Origin of the sequence: Stenotrophomonas sp. SMYL41 (assembly GCF_036319965.1) — a bacterium.
GTDB classification, from domain to species: domain Bacteria; phylum Pseudomonadota; class Gammaproteobacteria; order Xanthomonadales; family Xanthomonadaceae; genus Stenotrophomonas; species Stenotrophomonas maltophilia_R.
This window is the reverse complement of sequence record NZ_JAWIRX010000005.1, coordinates 196700-218175: the sequence shown is the minus strand read 5'-3', so window position 1 is coordinate 218175 and position 21476 is coordinate 196700. Positions and strand designations below refer to the sequence as shown.

The window sequence follows — 21476 nt, the reverse complement described above, 5'->3', positions numbered from 1 at the left end:
CTTGGATGAATCACACGACCGCCCGCAGGCGGTCGCTCAGGGGTCAGATCGATTCGTCCTCACGCTTGACCAGCTGCCAGCACGGCTTCTGGGCAAAGGTGTAGATCTGCTGGTCGCTGGTATCGGGGGTGCGCATCTGCACCTGAACCTGGCCATCGGGCAGGCGGGTGACCTGCATCTCGCGGCCCTGTCGCTGCAGCGTGGCCGGGTCCGGCATCACCGGCCATTCGACCTTGGCAAGCGGCACCTTCTCCTCCACCTTGCGTGGCTCCGGCTCGGCTTCGCCGTCGATGTGGCTGTCCAGCAGCGGATCGGCAGTAGACGTTTCCTGCAGCGCGATCTCGTTGCCGAAATGCTTGAGGAAGTCGTCGAAGACCGGGTGGGGGCAGCTGGCAGAAGCGTCTGCCGGGGCCGCGGCAACCGGCGTGGCCGGCGCCGTGGCGGCGGCCGTGCTGGTCGGAGCCGGGGCGGCGGCGCCAGCGGGGGCAGCCTGGGGCGCGGGCTTGCAGCCCGACAGCGCAAGCCCCAGGGCAAGCGCAAGCAGGGCAACGGGGCGGAGCTGGTTCACGGGATCCTCCTGATTCCGAGTGGTCGCGCGCGGTTCCGGCGCGGTAGGGAGGCAAGGATAGCCATGCCTCCGTCAATTCAGTTTCAACGTCCGCTGTCAGGAATTTCCCGACATGCTGAATTGAGACTCATATCACACTAATGCTGAAATCAACGTCACTGCGGCAGCCGTTAGACTACGCCGCACACGCTTCGACCCTGGCCCCATGCGCGGATTCCTGCTTGCCCTCTCCTTGTTGGTGCCAATGCTGTGGCCTGGTGTTGTGGCCGCGCTGGAGGTCCGGGAAGGCGACCTGCTGTTCGTCACCGCCGGCCGCAGCGGCCTCAGCGCGGCCATCGACGATGCCACCGGCAAGCAGGGCGCACCCAGCTTCGATCACGTGGCCCTGGCTGCCGCAACGCCAAACGGCTGGGAGGTACTGCATGCGGACGAAAAGGGATCGCGCCGGCAATCGCTGGTCCAGTTCCGCCAGGACGCCCGGGCCAAGCAGCGGCAGATCGTGATCTATCGCCTGCGCGCACCGCAGCAGGCGGCGATCAAGGATGCGGTTGCCACCGCGCGCACGATGCTCGGCAAGCCGTACAACACCTCGTATGTGTTGAACGAGGACAGCTACTACTGTTCCGACTTCATCGAACGTGCGTTCCGTGCGCACCACGTATTCGCGTTGCAGCCGATGAACTTCCGCAATCCGCAGACCGGGCAGATCGCCCAGCACTGGGTGGATCTCTACCGCGGCATGGGCATGGACGTACCGCAGGACCAGCCCGGTACCAACCCCAATGACATGTCGGCGGCACCGGCCCTGCAGCGCATCGGCGTGCTGGAATAAGCGAAGCCCCGCGCGAGGCGGGGCTTCACCGGTCACGTTGCATGCGCAACGCAATCATTCTTCTTCGTCGTGGCCGCCCTGCTGCTGGTTCTGGTTGCGCTTCTGCTGTTCCTGCTGCTGTTGCTGCTGCTGGTCGCGGCCACGGCCCTGCTGCTGATCCTGCTGGTTCTGCTGGCCTTGCTGTTTCTGGTTCGGGTTCTGGTTCTGCTGTGCCATGTCCGATCTCCGAAAGCCACGCGCGGAATGCGGTGGACGGGGCCATCGTCTGCAGCGAAGAGTTAATCGTGCGTTGGCGGACGGCTACACCCGTGTGTACGCGCGTGAATGAACGCGTGCAGAGGCTTGCGGCACAAGCGCCTGAAGGATTCATGCGGGTTCGGCATGTGCTCATGCCGGCCTCGGGCCCATGCCCATTCATGGCGTCCTCCATCGGAAACACGCGCTGAACCCGGTTGGCGTCCTGTGCAGGCACGGACGCCGGCCCTGCATTCAGGGCATCACCGGCGGCACATACGCCAGGGTCATGCCCAGCAGCCACAGCAGGCCCAGCACCAGCGGGATGTGCACCAGCAGCTGGATGAAGGTGAAGCCCACGATGTCGCGTGCTTTCAGGCCCAGCACGCCCAGCAGCGGCAGCATCCAGAACGGATTGATCAGGTTCGGCAACGCTTCGGCCGCGTTGTAGACCTGCACCGCCCAGCCCAGGTGCGCCTTCAGTTCGTTGGCGGCCTGCATCACGTACGGCGCCTCGATGATCCACTTGCCGCCACCAGACGGCACGAAGAAGCCCAGCACCGCCGAATAGACGCCCATCACCAGCGCGAACGAATCGGTGCTGGCCACGTGCACGAACAGGCTCGACAGCCGGTGCGCCAGGGTCTGCCCGTCACCGCCAGCGGCGTGGGTGAGGATCATCGCGATGCCGCCGTACAGCGGGAACTGGATCAGCACGCCGGTGGTGCTGGGCACCGCCTTGGCCACCGCGTTGAGGAAGCTGCGCGGCCGCCAGTGCAGCAGCAGGCCCAGCGAAATGAACAGGAAGTTGTAGGTGTTGAGGTTGGCGATGGCGGTGACCACCGGTTTGTTGGCGAACTCGTTGAACAGCCAGCCGAACGCCAGCAGCGAGAGCAGCACGGTCAGCAGTGGACTGTATTCCAGCCATTCGCCCGGGCGCGTGCGCTGCTGCAGCGGTTCCGGTTCGGCCTGCGCGGCGCCGGGGAAGTCTTCAGCCGTACGGGCACTGCCGGCGGCCGGCGCGGTCAGCCAGGCGATCAGCAGCGAGACCAGGATCAGCACCGCCGTCAGCGCAATCGACTGCCACAGGAAGATGGTTTCGGTGAACGGCAGCACGCCGGTGATCTCCACCAAACCCGGCGGCATGCTGGCCGGGTTGGCCTGCAGCTGCGCAGCCGACGAACTCAGCCCCATCGCCCACACCGCACCCAGGCCGAGGTACGCCGACGCACCGGCCGCGCGGTAGTCCATGCGCAGTTCGGTACGGCGGGCCAGCGCGCGCACCAGCAGGCCGCCGAACACCAGCGAAAAGCCCCAGCTGAGCAGCGAGGCGAGCATACTGACCAGGCCCACGTACACCACCGCACCGCGGCCGGTGCGCGGCACCCGTGCCAGGAAATCGATGAAGCGTGCGACCACCGGTGCGGTCGCCACGGCGTAGCCACCGATGACCACGAAGGCCATCTGCATGGTGAAGGGAATCAGGCTCCAGAAGCCGTCACCGAAGGCGCTCGCGGTGGCCTGCGGGGTCGAGCCGAAGCCCATCGCGGCCAGTGCGACGATGACCACGCCCAGCACCGCGAACACATACGCGTCGGGGAACCACTTTTCCGCCCAGGCGGCCGAGCGCAGCGCTGCACGCGCCATCCAGCCGTCCTGTACTGCTGCCGTCGAGGCCATCGCCTACCCTCCCAGGTTCGATCGACCGATTCTGGGCGGTGGGGTGCGGGCTGTCAGCCACCTATTGGTCGTAGGTGGCGGGGTCAGAGCCCTTTCCCACAGGAAAAGGGATCCGACCCCGGGCGATCAATCCCCAGGATCAACGCAGCGCCAGGTCCACGGCGATACCGGCAAACAGCGCGGCGCCCACCCAGTTGTTGTGCAGGAACGCCTTGAAGCACGGGCCGCGCTCGCGATTGCGGCAGATCCAGAACTCGTACACCACCAGCACAGTGGCCACGGCCACGCCGGCCAGGTAGTAGCCGCCCAGGCCGCCGCGCACGCCAACCAGCGCCATCGTGGCCAGGAACAGCGCGTACAGCACGCCCTGGATGACCAGGTCGAGATCACCGAACAGGATCGCGGTGGAGTGCGAGCCCATCTTCAGGTCGTCCTCGCGGTCGACCATGGCATACCAGGTGTCGTACGCGGTGGACCACAGGATGTTGCCGGCATACAGCAGCCAGCCCAGCATCGGCACCTCGCCCTGCACGGCGGCGAACGCCATCGGGATGCCCCAGCCGAACGACATGCCCAGGTAGACCTGCGGCAGATGGGTGTAGCGCTTCAGGTACGGGTAGCTGGCGGCCAGGAACACGCCGATGAAGCTCAGGCCGATGGTCAGCCCGTTCATGGTCAGCACCAGGCCGAACGCCACCAGCATCAGCACGGCGAACAGCACCAGCGCGGCGCGGCCGCTGATCGCACCGGTGGCCAGCGGACGCGCCTTGGTGCGTTCCACATGCGGGTCGAGCCAGCGGTCGGCGTAGTCGTTGATGACGCAACCGGCCGAGCGGGTCAGCCACACGCCGGCGGTGAACACGAACAGGGTCCACAGCGGCGGCAGGCCACCGGCGGCCAGCCATAACGCCCACCAGGTGGGCCACAGCAGCAGTAGCGTGCCGATCGGGCGATCAGCGCGCATCAGACTCCAGTAATGCCGCCAACGCGGCGTCGCCGACGACTGCGGCGAAGTGAGGGGGGTATCAGCCATGGCGATAGAATACTCCTGCCCCTCTGGCAAGGCTTTGCCGGTGGGGGGAGATTTGTTCGGCGAAACTGGATAGAATGCCGGTCCCGCACCGCTTCATGGCGCTGCGATGCCCGCCCCGGCACTGGCCGACGGCGCGGCGGTTCTACAACGCGCCCGTAGCTCAGCCGGATAGAGTAGTGGCTTCCGAAGCCATTGGTCGGGGGTTCGAATCCCTCCGGGCGCGCCATTTTTCCCAGTGTTGCCTGCATGCCGCCAGCCCGCGCTGGACGTTGCCGCGCGCTTCATCAACACTGCGCGCATGACGCCAGCGGATCTGCTGCAGCTGGCGGCAGGCGCTGCGATTCTGGGCCTGGCCGCCTTGTCCACCGGCGTGAGCTTCGGTCGCGCTCGGCGTGGCAGTCATCTGCTCACCACCTTCTTCGCCTGTTTCGCCGCCGCCAATCTGTTCGGACTGGTGCTGTTGGGTGGCCAGACCTGGCTTTCGCCCGATGCGGTGCGCTGGCTGCGGGTCATCGAAGTGCCGCTGGTCTATCTGCTCGGTCCGCTGCTGTATGGCCATGCGCGTGCGCTGCTGTTGCCCGCATCGGGCCACACTTCGTTGCTGCCGCTCGCGCATCTGCTGCCGGCTGGCCTCGCATTCGTCATTTCCCTGTTGAACGCACTCGCGCCTTTCGAGGGCTCGCCGCTGGGCAAGGTCCTGTTCCCGCTCAGCTTCCATGGCTGGCTGCTGCAGGGCGCACCCTACCTGCTGGCCACGCTATGGCTCTCGCTGCGCACGTCTTCGGCCCCGCGCGGAACCGCCATCCAGCGCAGCGGACTGCGCGGGCTGGCGATCGTGATGGCGGGCTGCTGGCTTGCCAGCGCGATGAACCGGTGGCCGCCGGACGCCGCTCCGCTGCTGGCCAGCATCGGGCTCAGCCTGCTGACCACCGCCGGCATGTATCTGCTGGCGTGCCGGGTCGTACGTCATCAGCTGCGCGTACGTGCGAGCACTGCGGCACCCGTCATGGTGGACATGACCGCGTCCGCCGAGGATACGACCCACGCACGCTACGAACGCTCGGGCATCGACGCAGCACAATGCGCGGCCATCGCCAGCGCGCTGACCGCATTGATGCGGGACGAACGCCTGCATGAAGCGCCCGGGCTGGACCTTCAGTCCCTCAGCCAGCGCAGCGGGTGGTCACCCAACCAGGTCTCGCAGGCGCTCAACCAAGGCCTCGGCCAGAGCTTTTCCGAGTTCGTGAACAGCTTCCGCGTCGCTGCCGCGAGGGCGTGCCTGTCCGATCCGTCCGACTTCCGCAGCGTGCTGGACATCGGCCTGGCCGCCGGGTTCGGCAGCAAGTCGACCTTCAACAGCGCGTTCAAGCGCGCCACCGGGCAGACACCGAGCGAGTACCGCCGCCGCGCCACCTCCGGCTGAACGTCCAATCCTTCACGCCCGGTCGAATATCCCCGGTCCGTGCGCTGCCATCACCTCCTGACCCAACGAAAGAGGTGACGCGATGCGTTTGCGATGGATGCTAGGTGGCCTGCTGTGGATGCTGGCGATTCCGGTACACGCCGCGGGGGTGGATGCTGCCGATGTGCTGGCCCGGGCCCGTGCAGCCAGTGGCGGCGAGCCGTGGCTGTCGGTACAGCGCCTGCAGGCGGAGGGCGAGCAGTCGGTGGGCGGCCTACACGGGCGCTGGCAGCTCAACCAGGACCTGCGTGCCGGGCGCTATGCCGAACAGGCGCAACTGGGAGCCTTCACTGTCGCCCAGGGGTTCGACGGGCACCTCTCCTGGCGGCGCGACTACGGCGGCGAGGTCGGCCTGCTGGACGGCAGCGTGCCACGCCGCACCGCGCGCACGCAGGCGTGGCTGGCCACCCGCGCCTACTGGTCCAGTGCCTATCCCGCCTCGCGCTTTGCGGGCCCACGCACCGAGGCCCACGACGGGCAACGCTATGACGTGCTGTCGACGACGCCGGAGGGCGCGGACCCGATCGAACTCTGGTTCGACACCCGCAGCGGCCTGCTCGGCCGGGTGGTCATCGCCTCCGCGCGCACACCCACCGCCATCACGCTGGAAGACTACCGGGCGGTCGATGGCCTGCTGCTGCCCCATCGCCTCATCACCGACGCCCTCGATGCCCAGGGCCGTGCTGATCCGCGACTGCGCAGCGACGTGCAGGTGCAGCGCTACCGGGTGGATTTCCCTGTGCCGGATGGGTTGTATGCACCACCAGCGATGGCCGACGACAGCTACATCGAGGATGCCAGCGGCACCACCCGCGTCCCGTTCGACCTGATCAACAACCATGTCTACATCGAGGCCGAAGTGGACGGCCAGCCGGCGCGCTTCCTGGTGGACACCGGCGCCATCAACCTGCTGACACCGATCGCCGCCAAACGCTTGGGGCTGACCACAGCGGGCCGTCTGAGCGTGCATGGTGCCGGTGACAACGCCAGCGACCTGGGCCTGGCACAGGCCCGCCACCTGCGCATCGGTGGCGCGCACCTTGCAAACCCGGTGTTCCACATCATCGACCTCGGCCAGCAGATCAACTCGATGGGCGTGCCGCATGACGGCTTCATCGGCTACGAGACCTTCCTGCGCTTCGTCACCACCTTCGACTATGGCGCGCGCGTGCTCAGCTTCACCCGGCCGGGCCACTACCAGCCACCCGCCAACGCGGTGGTGCTGCCGTTCGAACAGGACGACCGCGCACCGGTACTGAATGGCGAGCTGGACGGTATCCCGCTGCGGCTGTGGCTGGACACCGGCTCACGCAATTCCCTGAGCCTGAGCAGTCCGTTCGTGCGTACCCATGGTCTGTTGGAGAAATACCACGCCAGCGAGGAGGCAGTGCTTGGATGGGGCCTCGGCGGCCCGGGGCGGGCGCGACCGGCCCGGCTCGGTGTGCTGCGCATGGGCAGCATCGAGGTCACCGGCCTGGTCGGTGACTTGTCCAGCACCGACAAGGGCGCGCTGGCCCTGGCCGACTATGGCGCGATTCTCGGTGGCGGCGTGCTGCGGCGCTTCTCCATGGGCATCGACTACGACGCCAAGCGCCTTTATCTGGTGCCCAACGCTGAAAGCACGCAGGCCGATGCCTTCGACCGCAGTGGGCTGTGGCTGCAGGCCGAGGACGCTGCACTGCGTGTGGCCGATGTGGCGCCGTCCAGCGCTGGTGCGCGCGCGGGGCTGCGCAGGGATGATCGCATCGTCATGATTTCAGGCGAGTCGATTGCCACGCGGAGACTGGCGGACTGGCGTGCGCTGCTGCGTGAGCGCCCGGTTGGGACGCGCGTGGGCATCCGTTATCTGCGCGATGGCCGGCAGGCGGATACCGAGCTGGTGCTGGCGGACCGGGTGGCTGCGGGTTGGCGTGCAGATTGAGTCAGTACTGGCGCTATCCCTGCGGAGCACCCGCCACTCACGTGGCGGATGCTCACGCACCACAAAGGCAGTGCCAACTATTTGTCTCTTAAGAAGTTCCTGGGCCGAGCGCCAAGTCTGATGATTTTTCGCGCGGCACCAAGATAGAAGTCACTGAATACAAATGAGAAGGCGGCAGCTGTATAGAAAACAAGTAGTGCCCCAGGAATGGGAATCGCGCGAACGAAGCTATCGCATTCGAGGTTGCGGGCGACCAGCAACCCAATCATGAACATCTCGGCCAGGAAAGCCATAGCGAACGCGAATCGCACTCGCCTAACCGCAACCGACAGAATTCCCCTTCTCGCCAGTTCGAACTTGGAATACACAAGCAGCACCAGCAATGCCACAAAAAGAGCAAACATAACTGATGGAGAGTATCCAACGACTGGACAGCCCATACTCATCATGGACGCAACCAGCGCGCAGCAGATTGCCAACGCTCCAACTGCAGCTGCGCCCTTCATGCACCTTATGAAAATCAGTTCGCCGGACATTGGCATTTATTGTAGTTTGACCTGTAGTTCACCATTGCTCCAAGAGGCCCTAGAATCTTCGATCCGCCCCGCAAGAGATTAGCGTTCCCCGCATGCGCCGCAGCTCGATTTAGTCGACCGTTGGCAACCGAGTAATGAATTCCGCGCTCAGCTGCCCCGCGCGTCCTTCTAGCCGCTTTGCCATCCTGACGCGACGCTGCCGCATCCAGCATGTGGCCTGCCGCCGCATACGGAGTCTTTGCACCGTACTCGCCAAAGTGAACGCCGGGATTCTCGTAGAAGTTTATGTCAACACCCACAGAATCCATTGCAAAAGACACCATTGAAGTCAGGGGCACGAGATCTATGAGCAGATCGGCAACAGCCTCCCTCTCGCAGTCGTTGGCGGGAACATAGCCGGTGACGTTGTTCATTTCACCATTATTCCATGGCCCAATGCCCTCGAGACCTTCTGGATCAATCGCCGACTGAGGATTGCTTCCAGCATATGTGAACGTGCTTATTCCCCCCATCAACCCAATCGGATCACTCTGCGAATAGCGCCCCACAGCCGGGTCGTATTCCCGCTGGTAGTTATAGAACAGCCCACTTGCAGCCGTCGCCTGCTGGCCCGGGAAGCGCAGCGCCAACTCGAACGCCACACCATCCCCATCCGGGTCGGCACTCGGAATCTGGTTGCCGAACACCTCGCTCTTGTTGCTCCACTCCCAGACTGCCACATCACGCACCGGGTCGATCACCACGCGCGGTGTGCCCAGATGATCCGGTTGGACATAAGCGAGTTCCGGCACGCCGGTACCAGGCACATTGATCAGCGCCACCGGGTAGTTGTCCAGCCAGATCGCCTGTTGCTGCGCCTGGCCCGTGGCCGAGTAGTTGCCCAGCCACTGCCCAGCCTCGTCGTACAACGTCATCTGTGCTGCGCCACCGGCCGGGGTACGCAGTGCGCGCTCGCCACGATGGTTGTAGCCGTAGCTCTCCAGTGTGGCGTCACCCTGCTTCACCGCGTTCATGCGGTTGGCATCGTTGTAGGTGAACGCCTTGCTACCGATGCTAGTGGTGTTGCCCACCGCGTCATGGTTGCGCGCTTCGCCATCCACTGCGGTCAGCCGGTGGCTGGTTGCGGGATAGGTGTAGCTGGCGGTGCCTGCCGAGGTGGTCAGCGCAGTGCGATTGCCGGTGGCGTCGTAGGCATAGGTTTCAATCGGCGTGCCGGTCGTGCCGTCCTGGGTCTGGGTCAGGCGGCCCAGCGTGTCGTAGGCGTACTTGGCGAGCACCGCCGAGCCTGCGCCGTTCTTCAGTTCGGTGATCGAGCCGACCTGATCATAGCCATAGCCCAGCGACAGGCCGCCCGCAGCCGGGTCATGCACCGCCTGCGGGCGGTAGTCCAGATCCAGCGGACGCTGTAGCTGGCGGCCGTTGCCATAGGTCCAGCCGGTCGCCGGGCCGAAGGCCGCGTAGGTCACGTTGTTCACCACGATCTGGCGCGCCTGGCCGGGGCGGGTCAGGCCGATCTGGCTGATGCGGCCCTGGGTATCGCGCACGTAGTCGGCCACGCTGCCGTCGGGGTAGGTCAACGCGGTCAAGCGACCCGACTTGCTGTAGGCATAGCGCAGCGTGCTGGCAACGCCGTTGACGGTCTGTACCTTGCGGGTCACCTGGCCGAAGCGGTCATGGCAGTACTGGGTGCTGCCGTTGGCATGCAGCACCTGCCCCAGGCGCCCCTTGGCAAAGCGCTCGTCGGCGGCACAGGCAGTCGGTGCCACGTCGTAGCTGTAGCCCACGTCCAGACTGGGGTCCGGATAGGCAATGCCGATCAGGCGATTGAGTGCATCGTAGTGATAGGTAGCGGTGACGCCACGCGCATCGGTGGCCGTCTTGCGGTTGCCGGCGGCGTCCACGGTGAAGCTGCTGGCGCCAGTGTCCGGGCTGACCTGTCCAGTCAGGTCACCGAACCCGTTGTAGGCGTAGGTGGTGTGCACGCCCTTCGGGTCGGTGACCTGGGTAACCTGGTCCAGCGCGTTGTACTGGCTGCGGATCTCCGCCGCCACGCCGCCGACATCCTGCAGGGTCTGCGCCAGTCGGTTGAGCGGATCGTACTGCTGGCTGGTCACGCGCTGCAGGGCGTCGGTCACCGTCTGCGGGTTGCCATTGGCATCGTAGGCAAAGCCGGTGGCGTGATTCCCTGCGTCCTTCAGCACGGTCAGCTGGCCGAGCGTGTTGAACGTCCGTGCCAGGGTACGGCGCAGGGTGCCGCCGGTGTCCAGCGTGTCTTCCTTGAGGCGGTTGCCGGCGTTGTCCAGCGTATAGTGAATGGTGTTGCCCGCACTGTCCGCGATATCCGTCAGCCGCTGGGCGGCGTCATAGACATAGGTGACGCTGCTTCCGTCAGGCTCAGTGATCTGCTGCACCTGGCCGGTGGGCCAGTAGCTGATCTGGGTTACCCGGTCCTCGGCTGTGGTGGCACCGCGCACGGTGACCGAGGTCGGCCAGCCGCGGGCATGGTAGGTGTAATCGGTCACCACGCCGTTGGCATCCTTCGCCGACAACGGCCGCCCGAACGCGTCGTAGGCCAAAGTCTCGACCGTCTGGCCCAGCGCATTGGTCACGCTGCGCAGGTCGCCCTTACGATAACTGCAGGCGCCATTGGCCGCGCATCCCGCGTCGTCCGCGGTGTAGTAGGCATAGGTGGAGACATCCGCCACATCGCTGCGCGCGCCATCCACGCTGCGCAGCAGTCCCACCAGCGGGCACTCCGGGCCCTCGGCCTCACAGTAGGTCTGGGTGGTGACGCGGGTGTCACCGGTCACCATGTCGCGCACGGTGATGGTGGTTGGCTGGAGGCGCGCATTACGCGCAATGCGGATCTCACGGTTACCGACGGTCTGCTGGACCAGCCGATTGCTGTCCATGGCCACGCGCGTCTCGCTGACACGCTGATCCGGAGTACCGGCCGCTTCGGTGGTGGTGGTCACGCTGACAGCGCCTGCGGCAGCATCGCTGGCCTCGGCATAGGCATACTGGGTGACAACGCCACGGCGGTCGGTCACCGACTGCAGCCGACGCCGGAAATCGGTCGCCTCGGGCAGATAGGCGCGACTGATGCTGCCGTTGCTCTCGGTGATGCCATTGACCTTGCGCGGAAGGCCGCTGGCGCCGCTGGCGGTCAAGGCGTAGGTGCTCTGCTTGCCCAGTGCATCGGTGACGATGGTGGTGCCCGCCGGGGTGTACTCCAGGCGCACGCCATCAATGCCCACGTCGGCTTGACTGCAATCGCCGGAATGGCGGCTGCAGGTGACCCGCCCTTGCGTGTCATAGCCGTACCAGCTGTAGCGCTGGTTGTCTTCGGCGGTAATGCCAGTCAGGTAACCCGGGAAGCGGGCGTCCTCATAGTGGTACGTACGACTGGCACCGTCTGCGTAGGTCGCACGGATCAGTTCGCCGGCAGGTGAATAGGCGTAGCTCACCACAGGCTGGCCGGCGACCACCAAGGCCGAGATCAGCGAATCGTCGCCCGGCGCGAGGTACTGGACATCAACGCGCCGACCGGTTGAATGGGTGATGCTGAGCAGGCGGCCACGGCTGTCGTGTGCATAGGTCAGCGACGTTCCGTCTTCGAAGTCGCGGCGCTGCATCAAGCCATCAGCATCAAAATAGATGCGCTCTCCGGCACGTGAAAGTTGCCAGTTGGTGCCCTGCTGGACCGCGCGATCGCCGCTTCCGTCCATGGCTTCGTAGCTTGCCCCCACTTTCTGGAATGCGGTCTGCCCGCCATCGGCGCCGATCAGCCCAACTTTCAGTTCGGGGCTGGGAGGGAAAGTGGAATCATCCACGCCTGCGGTAAGCCGCAGATTGTGGGAATGGGTCCAGCCCGTACCCAACGCGCCGCCCGCCGTGCTTGTCAGGGAGTGATAGTGGCGTTGGAAGCTCACCCATCCAAGGTTGAAATCCGGCTCAGGCTGGGATTTATCGCCAGTGGTCGGATCACACGGGTTACCAACAGGACACTGCTGCGGCGGCAGCGGCGCGCTTGTGTAGGAGAGCATGGGCGACATGTGCGGCTCGTCCTGCTGGACCAGAGAGCACATCTGCAGGCCCTCATTCCACGTCAGGGACGGTCGATTCGGACAAAGCGCCGTTCTGGCCCGGCGCACATGCTCCCACCCCACTATCGACGAGCATTCTTGAGTGCTCTGGTGATAGAAGTTCAAGGTGTAATGGAAATCCTTCTCCTCGTTGGTGACGCTACCGTCGTCGCCCCTGCCAAGTCCAAGGAGCTCCACCCAAGGATCCTCCGTGAGTGAAGTCGCCGGGCACTGCGGGTCGCTGACGCGGGTAGCGAGGATCACGCTACGAATCTGATCTTCGGATGAGTACTCCTGCCCTGAGTGGGTGTAGACCCAGTCAGTAGTAACGATCTTCTCGGGTCTCACCCGGTAATCGTAGATGACCTTCTTTCCAAGGACGCGTTGGCGTTTGACATGCCAATCGAAGGGTTTGTCCTTCTCGTACTGGGAAAAAAGCGACTTGATGTCCTTCTGCACCGCCGCTTCCGTGGCTCGCGGCTGGCCCATCGACAGGTAGCTCTCCCACTTCTTCTGCACCTCCTGCGCCTGCGCAGCCCAAGGAGCCAAGCTCCCCAGCGCGATCATCGCCAGTGCGGCACACGAAATGGTCTTCAGTCGTTCCAACATCCCTGTTCTCCTTCCTGGACGAACACAGCACCGGCGGGAACGAGAACGTGGGGCCAATGCCTCACCACGTCATGTTTCGGATCGTCCCTGTTCCGGAATGCGGCCTGACCGCACGGGGGACGTTATCTCCGATGTGGTTTACACATTCAAGTCAGAAACTGTGGAATAGGTCGGATTTCAGAGTTTTCTGATAAAGCGGGCGGCCGACCGAACAGGCGGCCGAGCGTGGGCTCGGCACTACAGGAGCCAGTACGCCATATACAGCAACGCCGGGCATCGCCCGGCGTTTCCGTCACAGCATGGCAGGGGTAATCCTCAGTACTTCCCGTCGAACGCGAAGATCGGCTTGCGCTGCTTCCACGCACCTGCGGTGAAGTCCGGGAACTCCAGCGTCTGGAAGCTGTTCGCGATCGACTGCTCGCTCAGCGGGGTGATCGCACTCCAGGTGACCGCATCGTAGATGTCGATCGGCATCGGTGCCTTGGCCTTCAGCGCTTCCACAAAGGCATGAATGACGAACCAGTCCATGCCGCCGTGGCCGGCGCTGGAGGCGGTATCGGCATTCTGCTTCCACAGCGGGTGCTCGTACTGGTCCTGGTACTTCTTGAACTCTTCCCACTGGTGCGGCGGGCTGCGGCCTTCGATGTGGATCGAATGGTTCACGTCCATCCACAGGCCCTTGGTGCCCTGCACGCGGAAGCCCATCGAGTACGGGCGCGGCAGCGAGGTATCGTGCTGCAGCAGGATGGTCTCGCCGTTCTCGCAGGCCAGCGTGGTGGTGACGATGTCGCCCAGCTTGAACTTCACCTTGGTGCTGGGATGGGTGGTGCCGCCACTCTTGGCCACGGTGTATTCGTGCAGGCCGCGCGCCTTGGTCGCGAAGGCGTTGATGTGGGTGAAGCGGTTGCCACGGTTGATGCCGGTGTACATGGCGCACGGGCCGATGCCGTGGCTGGGGTACAGCTCGCCGTTGCGCTCCACCGAATGCTCGGTGCGCCAGCGTGCTTCGCTCCAGCCCTTGGGACCGAATTCCACGCCGCTGTCGTAGGGTTGGTTCGGGTCGCCGGAGTTGAACTTCACGCCGCGCAGGTCGTGCTGGTAGCCGGCCTGCAGGTGCACCAGTTCGCCGAACAGGCCCTGGCGCACCATCTGCAACGCGGCCATCACGTCGCGGCGGTAGCAGACGTTCTCTAGCAGCATGTACGGGGTGCCGGTGCTCAGCTGGGTCTTCAGCACGTCCCAGTGGTCCTGCAGGGTGATGCCGGCCACCACTTCGCAGCCCACGGCCACGCCGGCCTGCATCGCGGAAATCGCCATCGGCGCGTGGTATTCCCACGGCGTGGCGATGATCACGCCGTCGATGCCCTTCTGTTCCAGCAGGCGCTTCCAGGCATTGGTGTCGCGGTCCTGGCCATAGGTCTTCGGTGCCGGCTTTCCGGCCTTGGTCACCATCTCCACGGCGCGGCCAAGCATGATCGGCTCGATGTCGCACAGGGCGACCACCTCGACATCGTCGCGGCGCACCAGCTCCTTCAGCAGCACCAGGCCACGCATGCCGGTACCGATCATGGCCAGGCGCACCTTGCGCCCACGTGCCCAGGCCGGGGTCTGCGGCAGCAGGCTGCTGGCGGCGACAGCGGCACTGGCCGCGATGAATTCCCTACGCTTCATGGCAAACATCTCTCCTCTTGGCAGCGTGCCGGCCGCAGCCGGCACGCCAGGTCACGCAAACGGAATTACTTGAACCGGTAGCCGATGGTCACACTGTAACCACGACCGAAGATGGTCGCGTAGTCACTGGAGTCACCCAAGAAGCTGTTCGGGTCGTAGAACGGCAGGCGGTTGAACAGGTTCTTGACGGTGAAGCTCAGGTTCCACGCATCATCCGGGCGCCAGGTGACGCTCATGTTGGCGGTCCACCACGACGGCGCACCATCACACTTGCTCTTCTGCAGGGCCAGGTAGCCGCCGGTGCAGGTTTCCTTGTTGTTGCTCTCTTCGTCGACCTGGTCGGTGGCCCACTTGGTGCCGCCCACGTAGTTGACGAACATGCTGGTGGTCACCTGCTTGTAGGTCCAGTCGGCATTGAGCGTGGCGCGCAGGCGCGGGTTGTTGTAATAGCCCACCACGTCGCCGTAGTACCAGCCGTTCTCCGCGTCCATGTAGAAGCGGTTGCGGTTGGCGATGGTGGCGGCCAGGCCGATGTTCAGGTTGCCCCAGTCGCCCATCGAGAAGCGGCTGCGCGCATCGATGTCGAAGCCGTCGATCAGCGTCTTGCCGCGGTTCTTGTACTGGCCCACCACGCTGGCCACGTTGCCGGCGGAGTAACCCGGCAGCACCGACGGGCAGTTCACGCCACTGGCGGGGTCGGCACACATCGCTGCCAGCTGCGCCAGGTTGGCACGGTCGCTGTCGGTGATCGGCGAACGCGACGAGGAGATGATGTCTTCCATGCGGCGGTAGTCCGGCGCAACGATTTCATTGTCACGATAGATGAACCAGTAGTCGGCGGACACCGACAGCCAGGTCGCCGGCTCATAGACGAAACCAAGGGTGGCGATCTTCGCCTTCTCCGGCTTCAGGTCCTTGTTCGGCTGGGTCATGCGTGCCACGGTGCGGCTGCAATCGACGTTCAGCAGGGTCTTGCCGAGATCGACGTCACCCGGGCGCTGCGACTTCAGCAACAGGTTGGCGATGGCGTTGGTCTCGTTGCAGCGCAGCTCGTCACGGTAGCCACCCAGCTGTGCGAACACGCCGCCGTTGCCGGACTCGGCCAGGCTCGGTGCACGGAAGCCGGTGGAGTAGGTACCGCGCAGCATCAGCTGGTCGAACGCCTGGTACTTGAAGCCGATCTTCGGCGCGACGTTGGCGCTGAAGTTCGGGTACTTGTCCACGCGCACTGCTGCATCCAGTTCCAGCGTGTCGGTGATCGGTGCGACAGTCTCGGCGAACAGCGCGTACGTGTTGCGCTTGCCGTCGAACCACGAGCCGCCCTGCTGGGTGATCAGGCCGTTGGCCGCATCGGCGTTGCCCGGGGTGTAGAAGGTTTCGCGGCTGGCGTTGAAGCCGAACGCGGCGCGCATCTCACCGGCCGGCAGCTGGAACAGCGGGCCTTCGATCTTGCCGTCCAGGGTGTGCAGGCGGGTCCACGACTGGATGTCGAAGGTCGGGAACGCTTCACGGATCAACGCAGCGTTCGCTTCGCTGATTTCGCCGAACTTGTAGGCCGGGTGGTCGGAGATGATCACGCGGCCGGTACCTGGATCGATCGTGTACGGACCGAACGCCTTCTCGAAGCCCTTGGTGTTGACGTTGATGGTTTGGTAGGTGGTGGAGTGGGTACCCGCGCTTGCGAATGCAGTCTCCCAGTTCCAGTCCCCCCTGTTGCCGCGCGCACCGGCCAGCACGCGGTAGCTCTTGTCGGTGTTGCGCTGGCCGAAGTAGTTCGGGCCGGCATCCTGCAGCAGGTAGTTCAGGCCGACCACACCACCCATCATCGCCTTCATTTCCGGGCTGGCGTGGTTGTACTCGTTGTTCGGGCCCAGGAACGGGTACAGGAACTGGTTGACGTTGTTGCCGGTGTTGCGCGAGAACCAGCTGGTCGGGTTGCCGGTGGTGGTGCCGTAGGCGCGCGGCGTGCCACCGTTGGCGCGCAGGTCGATGTCGGTGTAGGTCGCCTCGGCGAAGATCTCGGTGCTGTCGCCCACCAGGAAGGTGCCGTTGAGGTAAGCGGTGTTGCGCTCGGACTTGGCGCCGGCATCGATCTCGTTGTTCATCCAGGTTTCCCAGACGCAACGCGGACCGGCCGCTTCACTGGTCAGCACGTTCTTGCAACCCGGTGCGGCTTCCTGCACGCGGCGGCCGGTGACCGGATCGAAGGCGAAGTAGCTGCCCGGGTTGAACTCACCCGGCTTGCTGCCCACGCCCAGGCGCAGGTTGTTGAGGTAGTTCGGGTTGTTGACGTAGTACTGGTCGGGCCGCTTGTCGTAGAAATCGCTGAGCGGAATCGCGTCGCGGCGGTACATGTTCACCGCGCCGTAGATATTGAAGCGGTTCTCGGCCAGGTCGCCGAAGCCGGCGGTGATGCTGGCCTGGCGCTCACCGTAGGAATCGATGCGCGAGGAGGTGTCGTTGGTGAAGCTGATCTCGGCGCCCTGGAAGTTGCGCTTGGTGATCACGTTGATCACGCCGGCCACCGCGTCGGTGCCGTACACGGCCGAGGCACCGTCGGTCAGCACTTCCATGCGTTCGATGGCGGCGGCGGGAATCGCATCGATGTTGACGAACTGGGTCTGGAAGCCGGCCGGCGCACCGTAGTACGACAGGCGGCGACCGTTCAGCAGCACCAGCGTGCCCTGTGCACCCAGCCCGCGCAGGTTGGCCTGCGAGGCACCATCGGAGCCGGTGAACAGCGAACGCGCATCCTGCTGCGCCGGGCGTGCAGCCGGCAGGTTGTCGAGCACCTGCAGCAGCGTGCGCGCACCCATGTTCTGGATGTCCTGCTTGCTGATCACCTGCACCGGCGAGGCGGTTTCAACGTCGGTGCGGCGGATGTTGGAGCCGGTGACCTCGATGCGGGCCAGATCGGTGGCGGTGTCCTTGCTCTCCTGGGCAAAGGCAGGAACGGCGACCGACAGCAGCACGCCGGCGATGGCCAGCGACAGCGGAGCGATCGAACGACAGGGGGGGCGGTGGTGGCGTGCAGGCAACATCGGGGTTCTCTCCTGGCAGGGGTGCGGCGCAAAAAGTGAGCGCGTGGGCGTTCGGCGGGCAAAACGCTCCCGGGCCACGGCCATCAGGGCCGTAGTCGGATTGGGCGGGGGGAGGAGCGGTGTTACGTAGGAGTCATGGGGCGACGATGCTGGCGGAGTCGCCCTCCTGGCCGATCAGGACGGCGTTGGCCCAGTTGGCGCAGACCTGGGCGGGTTGGCTGCCCTGCGCACCCAGCGTGCGCAGGCTCAGGGTGGAAAGGCCTCGGATGTCCAGCTCCGGCTTGACCACGCCGGGCGCCTTCACCAGGCCGCTGTCATACAGCAGGCGGTTGTCACCCCAGACCTGGAACTGCAGGCCGCCGGCGTTGCGGCAGGCGTCGTCGATGCCGAGGTCGGCGCGCAGCAGGTGCCAGCCGCCCTGCAGGCGCAGGTCGATGCGGCTGTTGGCGCCGACACCCAGGCCACGGCGGAACTGCAGGCCGTTCATGCGCATGCCGGCGTCGCCACGGAAGGACTGGTCGGTGCGCACCTGGCTGGCCAGCGCGGCCGGCACCGGCAGCTCGGAGAGATAGCGCTGCCGGGCCGGTCGCTCCGGTTCCTGGTGTTCAAGAATGTGGAAGGTGGACAGTGCGATCGGGCCGACATCGCGCGGCTGCAATGCATCGAACGCGCGGGCGCTGCCTTGTGCCGCGGTCACCATCGGGTCGGTGCTGCCGGCGCCGTCGCCCTCGGGGTTCTGCACGCTCAGCACGCGGAAGCGCAGCAGGCGACCGGCATGGGCCGGGAAGTCGATGCGCTGCAGGCCTTCCTTCAGCTGCAGGCGGCCACGGGCGATCGGCTCGCCCCACTCGCCATTGCTGTCACCCAGGTACACCTCGTAGTCGCGGACCTGCCCGTGCTTCCAGTTCTTGTCGTTGCGCGGCGCGATGTCGATACCATCGATCATCTTCCGCTCGCCGAAGCCGATCACCCACTCATGCGCGCCGGTGCGCACGGCCTGGTTGCGCACGCTGCGGAACCAGGTGCCCGGATCCTCATCGAAGGCATTTTCCAGCGCATGGCCGGGTTCTTCGGCCGGGCGATTGACCACCAGCAGGCTGTCGGCCGGCAGTTCGCGGCCCAGCACCGGCGCGGCCGGATAGCCATCATCGGCGGCTGCGGCAGCGACTGCGAAGTCCAGCTGCAGCTGCAGCGGCTGGCGGATGTCCTGCGCGGCCGTGCGCACATGCAGCGTGCCGCGGCGCTCCTTGGCATCGAAGTACCAGCCTTCGCTGGCGCTGTTCAACGCAGCGGCATCGGCCAGCGCAGGCAGCGCGCGGCCACCGGCCTGCACCGCACGCGGCGCCTGGCGGCTGAGCAAGCGCAGGCCATAACGACGCTGCGCCAGCTGGCCCTGGTATTGGCCCTGCACTGCATCGATCTGCACCTGCACCGGGCCACTGCCCTGCACCGGCGCCTGCACGCGGACCTGCTGCGTGCTCGATTCGCCCTGCTGGTAGCGGCGGGTGTTGCCATCGTCTTCGTACAGTGTGTACTGCGAATCACCCTGCGGGTACAGGTCGAACGTCACTTCATCCAGCGGCTTCTCGCCATCGAACAGCATCGACGGGTACATCGGCAGGATCGCACCGGCGCGCACGAACAGCGGCAGCGTGGCCAGGTCCACCTGGCGGTCGAGCTGGCGGCCGTCGGCGCCGGCCTGCACGCGGCGGCCATCCCAATAGTCGATCCAGCTGCCGGCCGGCAGGTGGATGTCGCGGCGCCATCCGCGGCTGGCCGCCTGGCTGCGGTACACCGGCGCCACCAGCAGGTCGCGGCCGAGCAGGAACTGGTACTTGTAGGTTTCGTCCTGCGCATGCGGATCGCGCGGGTTGTCCCACATCAGGCCACGCACCGGCGGTGCACCGGTCTGTGCGGCCTCGTGCACCAGCCCGTACATGTATGGGGTCAGGCGCATCTTCAACTTCAGGTAATCGCGGTTGATGCTGCGGTAGGGCTCGTCGTACCACCACGGGTGCTTGCGCGCGTTCGACGACCAGCCGCTCATGCCCATCAGCACCGGGGTGAACGCCTTCCACTGCAGGTCGCGGGTGAAGGTCTCGGCGCTGCCGCCGAAGATCGCATCAACGTCGCCGCTGGCGTAGGCCATGCCGGACAGGCCCGAACCGACCAGGGTCGGCACGTGCCAGCGGATGTAGTCCCAGCTGCTGCTCTGGTCGCCGGTCCACGCTACGGCATAGCGCTGGATGCCGGCCCAGCCCATCACCGTCCACAGGAACGGGCGCGAATCGGAATTGTCGAGGATGCCGTTGAATGCCTGGCGGTTGGCATCCATCGCGAACTGGTAGCCCTTGCCGGTCCAGGCCACGTCCAGCTTCTGCACGCGGCTGCCAGCCTTGCCCACTTCCCAGGCGATCTTGTCGACACCGTTCTCGGTCCACAGGCCGGTGCGGAAGCCGTACGTGGCCAGGCCCTTCACCGTTTCCGGCAACTGCTTGTAGCCGCAGCCGTAACCATCATTGGGCAGGATCCAGCCACCGGGCATGTCGTGGGCGCGGTACTGCTTGGCCACGCTGTCGATCACATCCGGCGTGGTGCCGGTCGGGCCGTCGCTCCAGCCTTCAGGCACGGTGCCGGGCTTCTTGCTGTTGTCGCCGTCGTTGTAGCAATCGGCGTCGCCGTAGGACAGCGCCCAGCGCGCCACCATGTTGGGGCGGCCGGTCAGCTGGGTGTAGCGCTCGATCAGCTTTGGCAGATCGGCGCCGACGAAGTAGTAGGCATCGAAGCGGTCTTCGCGATGCAGCAGCGTGGCCTGGTCGGCCTCGCGCAGATCGTAGCTGCCATCGCTCCACGTATTGCGCAGCATGCCCCAGCCGCGGCTGCTCAGCAGCATCGGTGCCGGGCTGGGGCGGTCGCCCTCTTCCCAGCCGCCGGAGTAGGACACTTCCAGCTCGCGGCCCTTGAACTGGTAGCGGCCGTTCTGCTGGCCACCGCCGTAATAGCCTTCGTCGGCCTGCGAGGACAGCACCTGCACGCTCTGCGTGGCATCCAGGTCCAGGGGCTGCAGCTCCTGCCAGAGGGCGATGGGCTGGCCGTTGTCCAGGCGTTCCAGGCGCAGGCGCAGCGGCTGCCGCTGCACATGCAGCACCAGTGCATCGGTGCGCACGCGGATTTCCTGCGCGTCTTCTTCCAGCTGCGCCTGCACGTTCGCCTTGGGCTGCGGCAGCACGATCGGCGCGGCCTTGTCGCCCGCATCGGTGAGCTTGCCGTTGCGGCCGGCCTGCACGCGGATGATGTCGTTGGCCGGCAGTTCAATGCGGATGCGCGCGCCCTTGTCGGTCTGCAGGTCCCAGCCCTGCACGCCGTCGCGGCTGTCGCTGGCGGCCACCGAACGCAGGTTGCCGACCGGCTCGGCGCTGGCCGGCATGGACGCCAGTATCAATGCCGGCAACAGGGCCAGCATCAGCGGCGAGCGACGAACGCAGTTTTCCACGCGGACTCCCAACCCGTTCACCGGGCGTTTCGAAAGCGGTTGGGCCGACTCTAGGGCAGCGATTCGAAAGATGTCAACAAATTGAAAGGAAAAAGGAAGATATATTCCATTGAAACGAAAGTTGTTGCGCCGCAATACTTTGTGTAAGCGCTTGCAGTCGCCTGTTAAGCGTTGTGCGATACGGCATTCCGCACATCCTTTCGTTTTTCATCGCACTGCGGATCGTGGAAAGACGGACGCTCATTTTCTTTCTTTTTGCTTTCGCAATTTGACATTTCGAAAGAAAACGAAGATGGTGCGCTGGCCCAACT

At 65.3% G+C, this 21476-nt stretch carries 12 protein-coding genes and 1 tRNA gene; 4 read left to right on the top strand and 9 right to left on the bottom strand.

The window, feature by feature from the left end:
• Window positions 1-43: 43 nt before the first annotated feature.
• Window positions 44-568 carry a hypothetical protein gene (locus V3B30_RS08320; protein ID WP_262084285.1) on the bottom strand — a complete coding sequence of 175 codons (525 nt, stop codon included), beginning with the start codon at window positions 566-568 and terminating at the stop codon, window positions 44-46.
• Window positions 569-812: 244 nt separating this feature from the next.
• Between V3B30_RS08320 and V3B30_RS08315 the strand changes: the two genes are divergently transcribed.
• Window positions 813-1400 carry a YiiX/YebB-like N1pC/P60 family cysteine hydrolase gene (locus tag V3B30_RS08315; protein ID WP_238381631.1) on the top strand — a complete coding sequence of 196 codons (588 nt, stop codon included), beginning with the start codon at window positions 813-815 and terminating at the stop codon, window positions 1398-1400.
• 54 nt (window positions 1401-1454) lie between these two features.
• Here the strand turns inward: V3B30_RS08315 and V3B30_RS08310 are convergent, their stop codons facing one another.
• The 3 genes from V3B30_RS08310 to ubiA all read right to left on the bottom strand — a co-directional run bounded on the left by V3B30_RS08310 (window position 1455) and on the right by ubiA (window position 4347).
• Window positions 1455-1616 (bottom strand): hypothetical protein, encoded by a 162-nt coding sequence (locus V3B30_RS08310; protein WP_010482135.1) that lies wholly within the window; start codon window positions 1614-1616, stop codon window positions 1455-1457.
• Window positions 1617-1889: 273 nt separating this feature from the next.
• Entirely contained in the window at window positions 1890-3314 is a 1425-nt protein-coding gene (locus V3B30_RS08305; protein WP_181390018.1) for a TIGR00366 family protein, read from the bottom strand.
• A gap of 139 nt (window positions 3315-3453) precedes the next feature.
• Complete coding sequence (gene ubiA, locus V3B30_RS08300) at window positions 3454-4347, bottom strand: 4-hydroxybenzoate octaprenyltransferase (RefSeq protein WP_262084284.1); 894 nt, start codon at window positions 4345-4347, stop codon at window positions 3454-3456.
• Window positions 4348-4496: 149 nt separating this feature from the next.
• Here ubiA and V3B30_RS08295 point away from each other — a divergent pair.
• The 3 genes from V3B30_RS08295 to V3B30_RS08285 all read left to right on the top strand — a co-directional run bounded on the left by V3B30_RS08295 (window position 4497) and on the right by V3B30_RS08285 (window position 7730).
• Window positions 4497-4573: transfer RNA gene (locus V3B30_RS08295), tRNA-Arg, on the top strand.
• A gap of 72 nt (window positions 4574-4645) precedes the next feature.
• A complete protein-coding gene (locus tag V3B30_RS08290; protein WP_262084283.1) occupies window positions 4646-5770 on the top strand; it encodes a helix-turn-helix domain-containing protein in 1125 nt (374 codons plus the stop codon).
• An 82-nt stretch (window positions 5771-5852) separates the two neighbouring features.
• Window positions 5853-7730, top strand: a complete 1878-nt coding sequence (locus tag V3B30_RS08285) for an aspartyl protease family protein (RefSeq protein WP_262084282.1) — start codon at window positions 5853-5855, stop codon at window positions 7728-7730.
• 77 nt (window positions 7731-7807) lie between these two features.
• On the opposite strand, the gene V3B30_RS08280 is transcribed toward V3B30_RS08285, so the two are convergent.
• The 5 genes from V3B30_RS08280 to V3B30_RS08260 form a co-directional block, all read right to left on the bottom strand.
• Window positions 7808-8266: a hypothetical protein gene (locus tag V3B30_RS08280; protein WP_154264716.1), complete on the bottom strand. Its 459-nt coding sequence runs from the start codon at window positions 8264-8266 to the stop codon at window positions 7808-7810.
• The gene (locus V3B30_RS08275) at window positions 8251-12960 is read right to left on the bottom strand and encodes an RHS repeat-associated core domain-containing protein (protein WP_262084281.1); all 4710 of its coding nucleotides are present in this window, start codon (window positions 12958-12960) and stop codon (window positions 8251-8253) included. Before V3B30_RS08275 ends, V3B30_RS08280 begins: the two co-directional genes overlap by 16 nt.
• 315 nt (window positions 12961-13275) lie before the next feature.
• Entirely contained in the window at window positions 13276-14631 is a 1356-nt protein-coding gene (locus tag V3B30_RS08270) for a Gfo/Idh/MocA family oxidoreductase (RefSeq protein WP_262084280.1), read from the bottom strand.
• 65 nt (window positions 14632-14696) lie between these two features.
• A complete protein-coding gene (locus tag V3B30_RS08265) occupies window positions 14697-17672 on the bottom strand; it encodes a TonB-dependent receptor (protein ID WP_262084279.1) in 2976 nt (991 codons plus the stop codon).
• 133 nt (window positions 17673-17805) lie between these two features.
• Entirely contained in the window at window positions 17806-21165 is a 3360-nt protein-coding gene (locus V3B30_RS08260) for a TIM-barrel domain-containing protein (RefSeq protein ID WP_262084278.1), read from the bottom strand.
• Window positions 21166-21476: the final 311 nt, after the last annotated feature.